Here is a 14,320-nt window from a genome sequence, read left to right on the forward strand (position 1 = left end):
GATGCCCTCAAATTGGACCGTAGTAAAACTGGCTGACATTGCCATGATCCAAGGAGGAGGAACGCCCAGTCGCACTGAACCTGCCTATTTTGGGGGCGAATTGCCTTGGGTTACTCCTACGGATCTTGAGCCGATAGGCAATATTACCCTCCTGGATGCCGTCGCTGAGACAATTACGATTCGTGGTCTGCAGAATAGTAGCGCCAAAGTAATTCCTGCAGGATCGGTGCTATTTTCAAGTAGAGCAAGCATCGGCAAAATCGCCGTTACGGATCGAGACTGTGCCACCAATCAAGGCTTCATTAACCTTACGCCCAAAGCTGATCGGGTGTGCCCTTGGTTTCTTGCATACCTTCTCGCTCATCACAGGACAGATCTGATACAGCTAGCGGGAAAAACAACATTCCTGGAAATTCCTCGTGGCAAATTCAAGGATTTCGAGATTGCCATTCCACCGGTTTCCGAACAATACCGAATAGTTTCTCGTATAAAGGAATGTCTCGAAAAGGTAGAGGAGATTGAGGGGCTGGCCAAGATTCTGCGTCACGAATCTAATCACCTTCCGCAGGCTTTTCGGTTTGATCTCTGGGAAGAATGCGTGACTTCCTACCCAATGATTAAATTGGGTTCCATTGTGACGTCGGCTAAGAATGGCCTGTACAAGCCACGCGAGTACCATGGCTCCGGTACGCTTCTTCTGCGTATGTTTAACATCAACGGAGCAGATTTCGATGATGCTCGTCTTGAAAGGCTGCAGGTGACCAGTAAGGAGGCTGAGGATTATTCAATATTGAATGGAGACATCATCATTAGTCGGGTCAACAGTCGGGAATTAGTAGGCAAGTCGGCTGTGGTTGCCGGACTGATGGAGTCGGCCGTCTTTGAGGCAATGCTGATTAGGTTGCGAATAAATGCGAAACTGGTGCGACAGGACGTTTTAGCTTGGCTCATGAACTCGCCGCAGTTTCTACATGACCTACGTATGCGGGCTAAGCATGCCATTGGGCAGTCCAGTATTAACCAGCAAGATTTGCTTGAATCGCTCTTACCCCTACCTCCATTGACGGAGCAGGAAAAAACCGCAGAGAAATTTTCAGGACTTGGGGGGGGAGCCGCGATGCTTAAGGAGGAGTGTGCAACCCAATCGCAAGCGACTGAAGGCCTACGTGAAGCCATCCTCCGCAAAGCCTTCGCCGGAGAGTTGTGAGCGCCGTGAACGACAAGTCATTGCAGGACATAACTCGGCAGATTGTAAATCGCCTGCTTGCAGAAGGTCTGTCCGGGGCAGTAATTCGCGAAGTCTTTGCCGCTCTCTTTGTCCTGCGCTGGATTGATAACAGGGATGTAGAGCAGGAGGCGATGTCGATCTTTGAAGATCGGTCTTACCAACCTTTGTTGCCAAGCCGACTGCAGTGGCGAAATTGGGCCCAGTTGGATAATCCCTACGAGATCGCGGCGCAGTTTCGCGAGTTGACCCGGTATCTTGAAGCTCGGCGAGGTGATACAGAGCAGCCGCTGCGCGCGTTGGTACACATGCTGCCTCGCGTGCTGGAGGTGGACTTTGTCTGCCTCCACGATCTTGTGCGGTGGGTAGCGACTTTGCCCTTCGATATGGTGAGTGAACGGCGTGCGCTCTTGTCGGTGTTTGATCAGATGGTTGCCCAAACCACTGATGCCTACGACGGCCAGTTTTCTTCGCCGGCATCTATCGCGCTCTTGGTGGCTGTACTAGCGAATCCAGAGCCAGGTGAAAAAGTTTATGATCCCTGCTTTGGGTCTGGAAACTTCCTGTTGGCGGCTTGGCAGCAGGCTGAGCGTAACCACAACGAAAGTCGCCGGCAGTGGCCATCGCTTGAGGTGGCTGGTATTGAACTTAATCCCAGTGCTTTCCTAATCGGTCTTACGCGGATGCTACTGGCGGGAATTGACTCGCCTTCCCTGGAACTGGGTAACAGTCTGGAGCGTGAGGCGCCATCTAGCTCCGGCCGCGGGGGGTTCGATGTGGTGGTGGCCGACCCGCCCATTGGCGCAAAGGTTGGCCGTCAACCTTGGGGTTGCCAGCATTTCGCCTTCGTGACAAACGACAGCACGGGGTTATTTATTCAGCACGCGCTGTCGCAGCTTAAGGCACATGGACGAGCGGTGATTGTCGTACCGGAAGGGTTTTTGTTCCGTGGTGGCGTTGAACGTGAGTTGCGCCGTTATCTAGTGGAACATGGGCAGGTTGAAGCAGTGATCAGCCTACCCGCAGGTGCTTTTGCCCCTTACACCAGCGTTAAAGGCAGCTTGTTGTTACTGAGGAAGCAAGGCGGGGTAAGCCGGGTGCGGATTGTCGATGCCGCTCCGTTATTTGATCGCCGCTCAGGCCGTGAAGCACCAACGCTTCATTCCGTGTTGGCGCAGCAACTAGTTACCGAGATCCGCCGGCCGGAGCTACGCACCCCACTTGAACTACAACCAGGCATAGCTGAAGGCACACCCGGGACTGGCGTGCTGTCCCGCTCTATTTGGGAGGTAGGCGTAGAGGATCTTGCCGCCGCAGACTGGGATCTTTCTCCGCGCCGTAGAGAGAAGGGAGGTCTCAACGAGTTACTGACCAGCCTTACCGATGCCCTGGGCGAGACCGGAACGGTCGTTACTCTTGCCACCGTTGTGCAAGTCAGCACTGGGCGCTCCATTAATTCGAGTAACCTGCTGGATAAGCCGCCCCGCGAGCGAGCGATAGGTTACATCCGTATTCGGGACTTAGCCGATGGTAAGGTTGGACGTTGTTCCAATTGGCTGGCACCCGAGGTGGTGAGTGTTGAGGCTCGCTGGGCGTTGCTACCTGGTGACATACTGCTGTCCAAGTCTGGAACCATTGGAAAGGCTGCATTAGTGCGCAATGGTGCGGTTGGCTCAGTGGCTGCTAATGGACTCTATGTCTTACGAGCAGATAAGGGGCGGCTAGATCCAGGGTTCCTTCTTGCTTATCTCGCTAGTCCTGCTTGTCAGAACTGGCTGGCTGCGCAGTCGCGTGGTGCAGTGATTCAACACCTCAATCGTGTGGTGCTGGATGACCTGCCTATTCCTTTACCGCCGTTGTCAGTGCAAACTCGCGCAGCCGCGCAGTACCAAGACTTTGGTACTGATGCCCTGGCGTTTCTTGCAATGAGCGCTGGTACTGGCGCTTCGGATCGTCTCACCGCTTGGCTTGCTGAGTTGAATAGCAAGACACCCACGTTTGTCGCTGGTATGGATGCCACACCAGCCGTGAGTCAGTTCGAACCTTTGGTGGACATGGCTAGTACCGCTCGGCGCTGGGTGGAACAAGAACAGGTCCCCAATGATGCAAGACGATGGTTAATGCCCCTTGTCGACGCGCTTATACCGCTCATCGGGGTGGCACAGATCCCAGAGGGGCCAGCGTTACTGACTGTTCTGCAAGCGGCAGAGCGCAGTATGCTCGGCGTTTTGGAGCATGCATCCGGACACGTGCCCACGGAATCACAAGCGCGCGCCATCGCCGAGCGTATGCGAAACTGGCTTCGCTCGTCAATTAGCGATCTGGTCGAAGCGGGTGAGATCCGACTTGTTTCGGCACCAGCGGCCTTGGTGGCTGGGAATTTCACAGAATTTGTAGTCGGACTGGAGAATGACAGGGCGTTACCGCTGCGTAGCTTCCGCATTGAAACCTTGCCGGATTGGGGTGTTTTTCAGGTGCCTTATTTGGCTGAACGCCAACTGTTCTCCCTAAACCTGCGGGGTGATGTGCCGAAGCTAGGGAATCAACTCTCACTGCAGCTAAATTGGTCGGCGACTAACTTAGTGGGGCAACCGCTCAGTGGTGTGGTCGAAATTGCGGTGCAGATTGTCACGCCTGAGGAACCAGTTTCTTCACTAGGTATAGGCTTAGGAGGCAGTCCCTACGTCACTGGCAGTCCTCTGCAGCCACAGCATGGCCATGCTGTATTCTTTGGTCGTGAGGCTTTGATCAGTCAGATCAGTCGCCAGATCTCAACTAATGGTAATGTTGTGCTGCTGGAGGGCAACCGTCGAGCTGGAAAGACTTCCATTCTTAGACATCTTGAAGGATCTGCCGCAATTCATGGCTGGCTATGTGTCTATTCAGACCTTCAGGAGGCTGAGGGCGATGCAAAGTCGGTCGGCGTGCCCACACCAGAAGTCTATCGATTGTTTGCGTCCAGCATCGCTAAGGCGCTGGCCAAACTTGGCATAGAAGTGCCTCTGCCGAACGGGGAAGTCATCGGGGCCGGGAAACCGCCGCTTAGGATCACGGGGCCTTGTCGGGAGGGCATTGGTCATGAGTCGCCATTTTCTGATTTTAGGGATTATCTGGAAAAGATTTTATCTTTGCTGGAGCCGCTTGGGCTGAGTTTAGTTTTGATGCTAGACGAATTTGACAAGCTCCAGGAAGGTATTGACAATGGTGTGACTTCACCGCAGGTGCCGGAGAACATTCGTTCACTGATCCAATCCTATCCCCGGTTCTCGGCAATCCTCACTGGTTCACGGCGCTTAAAGCGCTTACGCGAGGAGTATTGGTCTGCTCTTTACGGCCTTGGCACTAGTATTCCAGTTACCGCTCTGGACATGCAAAGTGCACGCGACATCGTAACCGAGCCTGTGCGCGGGAGGCTGGTGTATTCCAACGAGGCGATCGAACGTGTTGTCGATATTACGGCCGGGCACCCGTACTTGCTGCAGTGTTTGTGTAACAGGCTTTTTGACTTTGCCGTACAAACGAAAAGTCACTCCATTACGCTTAGCATTGTTGAGAAAGTTGCTGCCAGTATGGTTCGTGACAACGAGCACTTCGCTAGCTTGTGGGACTACGCAGGTCTTGGACCAACAACGGGCCGGCGGCGGCGCCAGTTAATTCTGTTGCTTTGCGCACAGAGCTTTAAATTGGGGACACATACAAGCTTCGGAACTTTGCATGAACAGTTGGCCCAATCCGGCGTAGATGTAGATGACGATGTGCTTGATGCCGATTTGGCGTACTTGCGGGAGTTGGAGCTGATTGATCTTTTCGGCGGAATTGGCGAGGGGCACTACCGCCTAGCAATCCCAATGATGACCGATTGGATTGAGCAACAGCAGGATGCTGTAATACTTTCAAGCCGAGCGCTCACCGAGGCGGAGGAAGAAAATGTCTGATCGCAGATTCCCAATTCTAGGTGCTTTCGCACCACCGATGTTGGGTCGTGAGGCCATCTTTCAGAGACTGGTGGCAGCCCTGACGAAGCCTTCACCGGATCATCTGCAGGTGGTCGGGCCACGGTATGCGGGTAAGACCGTCATTCTGAATGAATTAGCACGCCATTTACGCTCCGCTGGCACTCCGTACACAGCGGTTTTACTGTGGGATCTTGGCCACGAGACGCCTAACAGTGACCAATTCTTCATGCAATCCCTCGCGACCGAGTTATCTAGTGCTTTGACGGCACATCACCTTGACTATGCTAATCACCTGAGGGACTCCCATGGGTATTCGTATCAGGAAATCGCCGAGGTCCTGGATGCACTCAAGGATGACGGAGGAAAGGTGCTAGCCATAATGGACGGGTTTGACAAGCCACTTTCAAATGGCCAGTTGACCCGAAACCTGTGGGATCAATTGCGTGCACTGGCACTCAAGCCTAGCCTGACACTGGTAACCGCCAGTCGACGTACGCTTCGCGAGTTGATTCGTAACCCAGACTCTCAGACTAGTGACTTCTGGAATATTTTTGAACCATCGCCCGTTCGGGTCGGTTGCTTCGACGAAAATGATTTAACCGTGGTTTTGCGCCAACTCCCTGACCTTAAATTCGCAGCCGGGGCACAGGCGGAACTGTGGAATGCGAGCAATGGCTTCCCTGTGATGGTGCTTGAGATTCTTAATTCACTTCTTGATATAGGAGAGACAAGCGAGATCAATCAAGAATTAATGCTGAAGGCTTGCGATCACTGTTTCCCTTCGGTCCGTGACAAGATCGATTCACTTTGGACAGATTGCTCACCGTCAAGCCAAGATTTATTCCGGCGCGTGCTTGAGGAAAGGGCGCTGATACGGACCGGTATCGCAAATGCTGACGTGGATGCAGTAATAGAGAGGGGATTCTTACATTCGACAGGCAATAAACTGCAGCGGCCGAACCGATTAGTAGAGAAATACCTGGAAGAGCAACCAAACGAAGGTTGCGCACTTGTCCGTCTGTTTGGCGCAAGTGACGTTTATCAGCGTCATTTCAGGGGAGTGTTGGAACGTCGGATGCAGCAGATTCTTAATATGGATCCGACTCTCAGGCGCTTTCTTGAGCGTGGAGTAGAAGACTTGCCGGAGCACCCACACGTTTTCCTCAGTAATGTCCATGGAATACTTGAGCAAGGACTATCGCTTGTCTGGAAAGCCGAGTGCTGGGACCCCGACTGTATCAAACCTCGCATCCCACCGGAGTGGTTTTCCATTTGGCGCTTCAATGGAGAGAGAGGATTTGAAGGATGGCAGGCGCGGTTCCCTGAGGGGGGGCAACGGTTGCATCTGCTTGATTTGATGACTGGTACGCAGAGAATAGATCGTCTTGCTCGGTTCGTTAGCAAAAATACATACGTTCTAGCAAACGCTGTACAGGGGTTTAGAGATTTTGGGGTCCATCCAAAAACAACAGAGATTGACGTCAGTACCGCTTATGCTGCGCTGCACCTTTGCATAGAATTTGCGGCTTCAATAACTCGCGAATTGTCTAAAGCCTTTTCTTCAGACAAAGATACTATGATGACGTGAATTGAGGTGGGTAGATGATTGAAAAAGTTGTTTTTCACCGATTTAAGAAGTTTAAGGATAAGACCATTGCTTTAAAACCTTCAGTAGTATTATTAGCAGGTGGGAACAACTCTGGCAAGACAACATTAATGCAAGGCTTAGCGATATGGGAGTTCGCTCGTACTGTTCTAGAAATGGAAAGAGGGGTCGCTGCATTGTACTATGGGCAGACTCACCAAGGGTTCGGAATAAGCATTGATGAATTCTCTCCTGTAAACGTTCCGTCACTAAAACACCTATGGACAAACCTGAAAACACAAAAGGACCACGAACAAGACGGGTACACACTCTGGATCGACGTTTATTGGAAAACCGGAGTTGGTGATCAAAGAAATCTTAAGTTTGGCCTCTCTCTTGCCAACGACAGGCTTTTTCTTAAAACAATTCATTCCACGGTCCCAGCTGGTGAAAATATTCCACGGATTGCCTACGTCCCACCTTTTGCAGGTATAGTAGATCGTGAACAACGGCACACAAAGGCGATACGAAGGAAGCTGATCGGGCAAGGACTCTCAGGAGCGGTAATAAGAAACATTCTTTTAGATCTACTTGAGTCTAATCAAATAAAGCGTGCAGACCTCAGGGGGGGACGTCCTAAAATACCCAACGCCTCACTGAAAACACTAAGAGAAGCTGACCCATGGGAACTTCTTCAGACAATATTGGAAAGAACCTTTTCGTATGGTTTAACTATTGAGCCGTTCAACGATGTTTACCACTCGTATATAAAGGTTGAATGTTTTAAAGGAAGTCGTGTCAAAAACCGGTTCATTAGATATCCTGAGTATACCCCGCGTGACCTTATGGTGGAAGGCAGTGGGCTTCTGCAATGGTTGGGGGTTTTTGCCCTAGCCTTGGATCCGGAATATAAGATGATCATGCTAGATGAACCAGATGCGCATCTGCATCCTTCGTTGCAAAAGAATCTTGTACAGGAATTAACTATAATAGCTGAGAAATTTAACAAGCAGGTTCTGTTTTCTACACACTCTCCCGATTTGATTCGCAGCTACCAGCCAGATAAGATTCTACACTTTTCTGGAACTGCTCCAAAATATTTGGCAAATGATTCTCACAAGATTGGATTATTAGCTGGAATAGGGGCAGAATATTCACCTAAGCTGCATAAACTTCAAGAAGTTAAAAAGCTCATGTTTGTGGAAAATGAATCGGATGTCACTTTATTGAAAATTTGGAGTAAAAAATTGGGGGTGGATTTTCCATGCAACATCGTAGTATGGCAATATTTGGCTGACCACGGGGAAAGAAAGAGGTTGTTCAGTCAATTAGCATGTGAGATTGAGGGACTTGTTGGAATCAGCCTTCGGGACCGTGATGATGAAAGTATTGGTACTACAGCTCTTACACTGGAAGATAAAACACACCCTGACAAAGATGGTCGTAATTTGTACTGTAGGAAATGGAGGAGAAGGTATATAGAAGGCTATCTTTTGTCGGGAACCGCTATAGGGAGGTCTTGCGAAATAGACACGCAACAAATTATTGAACACGTGCGAAATCATTTTGCAATTGATATCACAAATAATTACACAAATCAGGATGAGCCAGAAGCAATTTTGGACGCTAGAGCAAAAACTATCTTCTCTGAGCATGCAAGTTCAATAAGTGCAACATACCACATTGATAAATATACCATTGCTGAAGCAATGCTAGCAGCTGAGATACCAATGGACGTGGCAGTACTTATTCAAGAGATTGTTGAAAAGTTTGCTTAGGCCTTACCGCTAGGGCGAAGCTGGTTGGCTGGATGTTAACCTAGTCAGATGTATGGGAGGGGGATGAAGGGCAGGGCTGGATTAATCATACCGAGGGTAGAAATGGGACGGATTTACAAGTACCCTTCATACGTGAAAAATGTGGAGCCTTTAGGTGTCGGGGGAGACCCGTGTAGAAGGTTGTGCCTGACGATTAACCTTGATCGTCGCGGGAGCAAGCAGGCTCTGTTCATAATGATGAACCCCAGCAAGGCAACCGCCACAGTTTCGGACAAGACCATAAACGCCATCATAAAGTACACTTATGAGAAGTGCGACGATTTGCGTGAGGTGTCGAAAATTATTGTTTTCAATCTCTACGCCGTGTACGAGACTGCCTCTGGTAACCTTGCTGACCTTATCGCCGTGCACGGACATCTCTTTGCTACTGGGAATGACAAGCTCATATCGCCGCCCTGCGATGAGATGCTCTCACGGGAAGCAGAGAAATCCAGCATGGTTGTGATTGCCTGGGGCAAGCCACAATGTTCCTCGGGAGCCATCCGCTCCTGCGGATACTACCTTCGAATTCTTGAAGTCCTGAAGCTAATAAAGGCCCATGATCCCTATCATCTCGGCACTTCCCTTGTGGACGGGCTTTTTCCTAGGCATCCAAGAGGGATAGATTATTCTTGGTCGCTTTCCAAGGTCGACGTGGCAGGCCTGATACAGAAGATCGAAAGTCGTCTCTGACGCTATTACAGCAGTAATTGGCGCATTAGCTAATTGCGGTTCCTTTTCAGATGCTCAATTCTTCTGGATGTTGAGTGCCACAAATGGTATGTTCGCTGCTCTAGCCGCCCTAACTTGACACCACTGCAACAGGTTGGGGGCATTTGTGGGGGCACTAGTCATAAACTAAGTCAATAATTGCCTGCTAGTTCTGATGGTTGGCTCTCTTTACAGGTTCCGTCTCTGGCTACCAGCAGCTCTATTGCAAAAGAAGTCGGTTTACGCAGCCCCTTTTCAGTTTGCCTGGGCCTTTATTGCACTACCTTCCGTTTGTAAAGTAATCCGCCCGCCTGCATTATCTTCCATCGTTCAGGAAGGTGTGCTGTTCGGTTATACGCGCGTCCATTGGGGTCCCTGACTGCATGTCCTAGTTGATGCTCCACAAGATCAATACTGCACTGTAGGACCTAGTCGAGAATAATTCAAGCCAAAGCTCTTAACCCGTGAGCCGTCATCTCCCCCTTATACCCCATTCACTTGTGGGTGAAACCACCAAGTGGATTCCACTGGATACGAGAGACCCAAATAGATTTATGGCTGTCCCGCCCCCAGACGAGTCCAAGCTTCCGATCTGCATCTCTTTTTAGGAACTGGACAATCATTTCCTTTTTCGAGAGATGCTCGTATTTCATTTTTCATCCCCGCTCCTATCGCAGCTGCATTCGACAAGCCGTAAAGTTCGCAAGATTCTTACAACCACTTGGTACATTCGCACTATCATCGGCTATAGGTCTGCAGGATTTTCCTGAGGGCGTCAACAAACCCCGGTTTAGACAAAGCACTCCCCGTAACAGCACGCTTCGCAATAACGGCCCCCAGATCGTTGAACGTGAGTCCACGTCGTTTGGCGCTAGCTTCCCTCAAGAAGTCCTCCAAGGCGTCCAGTTCATCATCTGTGAGATTGGTGCTGTTAATTGTAGAGGAGTTCCCGCTGTCAATGCTCAACGGAATAGGAACGGCCCCAAGCAATCTGGGAGCAACAGGGTTTTCCCGGATAGCCTTGCGCATTTCTGCTTGGTTTTTCAGTTGATTCACCTGCCCATACAGGATCGCAACCTTATGCCTCACCACCAGATCGGAGATCGATGCTAGGTCGTTAGTCGTGAGGAACCCGCCCACGGACGCCGCGGCCGGCTCGCTACCCCGGGCCTTCTTTGCAACGGCCTTTTCCTGAGACACCGCGGCCCAAGCGCTGATAACCCTTGAATAGGGGCTCACCGTCTTTACACCGCCGTACTCCCTCTGATTGTATATCGTCCTCTTCGTGAGCTTGACGCTTGGACGATGGTTGGCAATCCAAGCCTGTATCGATGGCGCGTTGGGGGTTCCGCCCCTCTGGATGATATCCTCGCAGGCATCGCGGACGGCTCTTAGTCTGGTCTTGACATCGGCCCCTTTGGCCTTAGCCAACTCTTCCTCAAAAATAGCCTGGGCTATATCCCTCACGTTCTGGGCTTGCACAGACATCACTTCTCCCATGAAGCCTCCAATCACAGATTTGGCGTACGTTTTTGCTTTCGCCTCAAAGCCACTTCTTCCCTGAAACAGGTCGTACGAGTGGACCGCCTGCCGACGACCGTTTCAAGCGCCGTAGAAGGTCCGATTAGGACCACCTGTTCTGTTGCCCTCGTCAACGCCGTGTACAGCCACTCAAGCGTCAGCATTTCGTTCCCGTCTAAGGCAACGATGACATATTTGCATTCAGAACCTTGGGCTTTATGGCAGGTCAAGGCCCATGCGGATGCTATATCCACCCAAGCCTCTTTGGGAACCATTTTGGCCGAAACCTCGCCTTGCCACCGGATGGTGAACGGTTCCAGCGAAGCCACATGGCCAAGCATTCCGTTCATAAGGCCATCTTTATATCTGTTCCTAGTACAAATTACCGGGTCCCCTTCAGAAACCCAAGGCGCGAACGGGCTAATGCGGACACCAGTGATGCCGTTCACGTTTTTCCGTACCTGCATCGCACGGTTGATGTTTCTGCAAGTCCTTTTTAAGGCAGCTAGTACAAGAATTTCGTCTATCGGTACCTTTGTCAGTTTGTCCTCTAGTAGCCTTATCACGGCTGCTTCAATTCCTGCAGAAGGGACTTTCAGATGGAATGCCCCGGGGGCAGTCGTGTCTTCCCATGTTGGCAACGCCGGAGCGATGCCTTGCCGAATCATCGTTGCCGTTTTGATGATCGGATTTTCCTGGGATTGGCGATGCACCTGGTTTAAGTGGTAGGTCTTAGCACCAAGCTGTACTAGGTCGAAATAAACCTGCCCTAGGCCGACAGGAGGCAGTTGAGCGGTGTCCCCAACAAGAACCAATGAGGCTCCATCAGGCAGGCAGTTCATGACTTTCCGGAAGGTCACGATGTCGACCATGCTAGCCTCGTCTACGATAAAAAGGGTTTTGGTGTCGACCCCCGGGAAGAGCGGGAGGGTGCCGGAATCGCCTCCCCCCTGAGCCTGTTCCAACTCCAAAAGATGCCTTGCCAAGGTCTGTGCCCGTCGGCCAGTTGATGAGGACATTCGGAGGGCTGCCTTACCGCTAAGAGCACCAAGGAGAACGTTGCCTCCAAGGGAAATCCATACATTCACCAACACTTTCAAGGTGGTCGTTTTACCGGTGCCGGCACCACCTTGCAAAATGGACAGCTTACTGCTAAGGATAGAACAGACAGCGCGTCGCTGTTCCGCAGTCAGAGGTCGATTAGGATCTTCATTACTGCGCACAAGGGCATCAAGATTTTCTGGAATATCAAAAGGGCGCTCATCCACCTGCTCGAAGTCTACGATTCTCGCGGCCAAAGTTGCCTCTAGGTAGGCAGCACCCGGTGCCCGCAGTAGATCGCCAGCTACACGGATATTGCCGCGATCTACGCCAGCCTGTAGGGCTAGTGCTGGAATCACGTCACGTCGATGCAACTCATGCAAGAAATCAGCTTTTGTCATAGCTGTGTTTCCATTCTTGAGACACTCACGCCAAACATTATCACAAGCCCCAACGAGCCTGTCGGGGTGCCGTGTGGCATGAGCCGCTCCCTCAATCTGCCGCAAGAGATTTCGTCCAAGGTGGTCTGCCTGCTTCCAGGGGAGTAAGCTCGCAGCGAGGTACGGCTTTAGCTTGAGCTGCTCCAAGGCGTTAAGGTCGCCAATAAGGCGGAACATCTTCTTTGCGGCTAGCCGGTCTGTGATGCCACATGACTCGAGATACAGCAGAAACTCCCCCTCCAATACCGCTAGGCTCTCCTGTGCCTGCCTAGCGAAGTAATGCATCTGCACCAATGCGGCCAAACGCTCACCGACCACCGGTTTGTCCGGCTCAAGAGCCCTGGCCAGCTGCTGAGTCATTTCCACATTGCTCAAGCACCAAACGACGTCTTCCCCAAATGTAGAGAGCAGGCGCTTGGAACGCGTTGGACCGATCCCCGGCAACGATTCGAGCCACGGCCGGATGAGCCTTCCGGACGTTCTTGCTCTGACGGCCGAGGTCGCCTTGATTTGGGGGACACTTCGCCCGTATCTATCTTTAAACTCGGTTTTTTCGCCCTCTATTTCATAGACCTCGCCGGTCACAGGTGCCAGATTTGGCGGGAGAATCACATTGATAGGGTTATCGTTCTTGCACCTGCAAGAAGCGATAATGCCGTAAGCATTTTGGCTGATAACGTTGCTGATAACGACTGTGTGCATGTTACCCCCTCAGGAAGAGTCCCGCCTCTTCGATAAGCCGTAGACGCTCACGTAGGGATTGAATTTCGAGATCTTTTCGAACCATCTCCGTTCGAAGGGTGCGCAGCTCTTCGAGCACAGCATCTCGAGCCGAGGCCGCTTCTACCGCAGACTGGGCGTCTTTCCTGGCCTGAACGTTTGCGTGCCTAATCCGTAGCTCTAGCTCATTATCAGCATCGTCAGTGATGGATCGGTGCCCGACAGGCAAAAGCCCTTGCCGCTGGGCTATTGTATTGATGGCCTGTTTTATCTCCTCCTTCTTGTGGAAGTGCTGGACATCATCTTGTCGGACGTTTCGCAGCTCGCGGCACAAGGCAGTGACATTGACTTTGCCGTCATTAGTAGCAGGAAGCCGATTACCATCAGCACTGAAATCAGCTAGCGCAGCCAGTATTCTCGATATGACAGTAGAAGGTCTACCCATAGGTTATTTCTCCTACAGAGGAGGCCAATTTCATAGGAAGCGCTTTCCCAATTGCTGATTCTATGACCATCACCAACTCCTTGCTGTCCCGACCTAACGTTTTCAATGTTGATTCCCCTCTGTAGATAGCATCTAGCTCCATGGCCCCAACGGCATTTAGCAGCCACATTGACTCGGCGTCGGAACCAATGCGCTTCTCGTGCTTGGAAAGCGGAGCGATGCTCCACGACATTAGATTCTCCCTCATGGCGATAACATCTAGGAACTGGTCGCGTTCTCGTTCCATGTCCTCATCATAGAGAAAGGGAACCACTCTGGAAGCCTGGAGAAGGTAGCTGCATAGCTCGAAGCGTGTGCCTTCGCGGAAGGCTGGCTCGATATCCTCGGTGCACCGCGTGATCAATGTTAGATTGCTGCCGTCTCCTTCGTCCTTGGGAATCAAGGCTCGGATATTTTCCAGAAGACGCCAGGCTGCATGCAAATCTAGGAGGCTCTCGTTCAGCTTCTCTGCACGAGACTCACAAATGGCCTCTAGTTCCTTGATGCGATTTCTCATTTTTGTGGTGATGTCATCTTTCCGCCCGGCCTTCGCCAAAAGGTACTTCTCCTCCGTTAGCCGCTGCAACTCTAGCTCAAGTTCGTCATAGCCGGTTGAGTATTTTTGAGAGTCGGCGAGACACTTGTTCGCTTTCAGCCACATCCTGATTAAAAATGGCACCCCCGAGAAAAGGAACCTGCAGGGCCTGTAAAGAATTTTGTGTAAATGGCCTTGGTTAAGATTTTGGCAATCTGTCTTCGAAGAGGATGGCGAATCGAGCCATTGCCGCTTTCCAGTTTATGATCGGCTTCTTCCATTTCT

General features: G+C 51.3%; 9 protein-coding genes. 5 read left to right on the forward strand and 4 right to left on the reverse strand.

The annotated features are described in order from the left end of the window. Position 1 precedes the first annotated feature (1 nt). The 5 genes from KOM00_RS12270 to KOM00_RS12290 all read left to right on the forward strand — a co-directional run bounded on the left by KOM00_RS12270 (position 2) and on the right by KOM00_RS12290 (position 9,276). Positions 2-1,207: a restriction endonuclease subunit S gene (locus KOM00_RS12270; RefSeq protein ID WP_216499208.1), complete on the forward strand. Its 1,206-nt coding sequence runs from the start codon at positions 2-4 to the stop codon at positions 1,205-1,207. After that, positions 1,204-5,160, forward strand: a complete 3,957-nt coding sequence (locus KOM00_RS12275) for an N-6 DNA methylase (protein WP_216499209.1) — start codon at positions 1,204-1,206, stop codon at positions 5,158-5,160. The genes KOM00_RS12270 and KOM00_RS12275 overlap by 4 nt, the downstream gene beginning before the upstream one ends. Then, positions 5,153-6,769, forward strand: coding sequence for an ATP-binding protein (locus tag KOM00_RS12280; protein ID WP_216499210.1), 1,617 nt, complete (start codon positions 5,153-5,155; stop codon positions 6,767-6,769). The genes KOM00_RS12275 and KOM00_RS12280 overlap by 8 nt, the downstream gene beginning before the upstream one ends. Before the next feature lie 14 nt (positions 6,770-6,783). Continuing rightward, complete coding sequence (locus KOM00_RS12285) at positions 6,784-8,544, forward strand: ATP-dependent nuclease (protein WP_216499211.1); 1,761 nt, start codon at positions 6,784-6,786, stop codon at positions 8,542-8,544. A gap of 63 nt (positions 8,545-8,607) precedes the next feature. Further along, positions 8,608-9,276, forward strand: a complete 669-nt coding sequence (locus KOM00_RS12290) for a DUF1643 domain-containing protein (protein ID WP_216499212.1) — start codon at positions 8,608-8,610, stop codon at positions 9,274-9,276. Positions 9,277-10,032: 756 nt separating this feature from the next. Here KOM00_RS12290 and gmtX read toward each other — a convergent pair. The 4 genes from gmtX to KOM00_RS12310 are packed head-to-tail and all read right to left on the reverse strand — an operon-like array spanning position 10,033 to position 14,161. Next, positions 10,033-10,794, reverse strand: coding sequence for a gamma-mobile-trio protein GmtX (gene gmtX, locus KOM00_RS12295; RefSeq protein ID WP_216499213.1), 762 nt, complete (start codon positions 10,792-10,794; stop codon positions 10,033-10,035). A gap of 11 nt (positions 10,795-10,805) precedes the next feature. Beyond that, complete coding sequence (locus KOM00_RS12300) at positions 10,806-12,998, reverse strand: AAA family ATPase (protein WP_216499214.1); 2,193 nt, start codon at positions 12,996-12,998, stop codon at positions 10,806-10,808. A 1-nt stretch (position 12,999) separates the two neighbouring features. Then, positions 13,000-13,461 (reverse strand): hypothetical protein, encoded by a 462-nt coding sequence (locus KOM00_RS12305; protein WP_216499215.1) that lies wholly within the window; start codon positions 13,459-13,461, stop codon positions 13,000-13,002. Further along, complete coding sequence (locus KOM00_RS12310; RefSeq protein ID WP_216499216.1) at positions 13,454-14,161, reverse strand: hypothetical protein; 708 nt, start codon at positions 14,159-14,161, stop codon at positions 13,454-13,456. The genes KOM00_RS12305 and KOM00_RS12310 overlap by 8 nt, the downstream gene beginning before the upstream one ends. Between the last annotated feature and the right edge of the window lie 159 nt (positions 14,162-14,320).

It is taken from the genome of Geomonas diazotrophica (genome assembly GCF_018919385.1).
In the GTDB taxonomy this organism is placed as follows: Bacteria; Desulfobacterota; Desulfuromonadia; order Geobacterales; family Geobacteraceae; genus Geomonas; species Geomonas diazotrophica.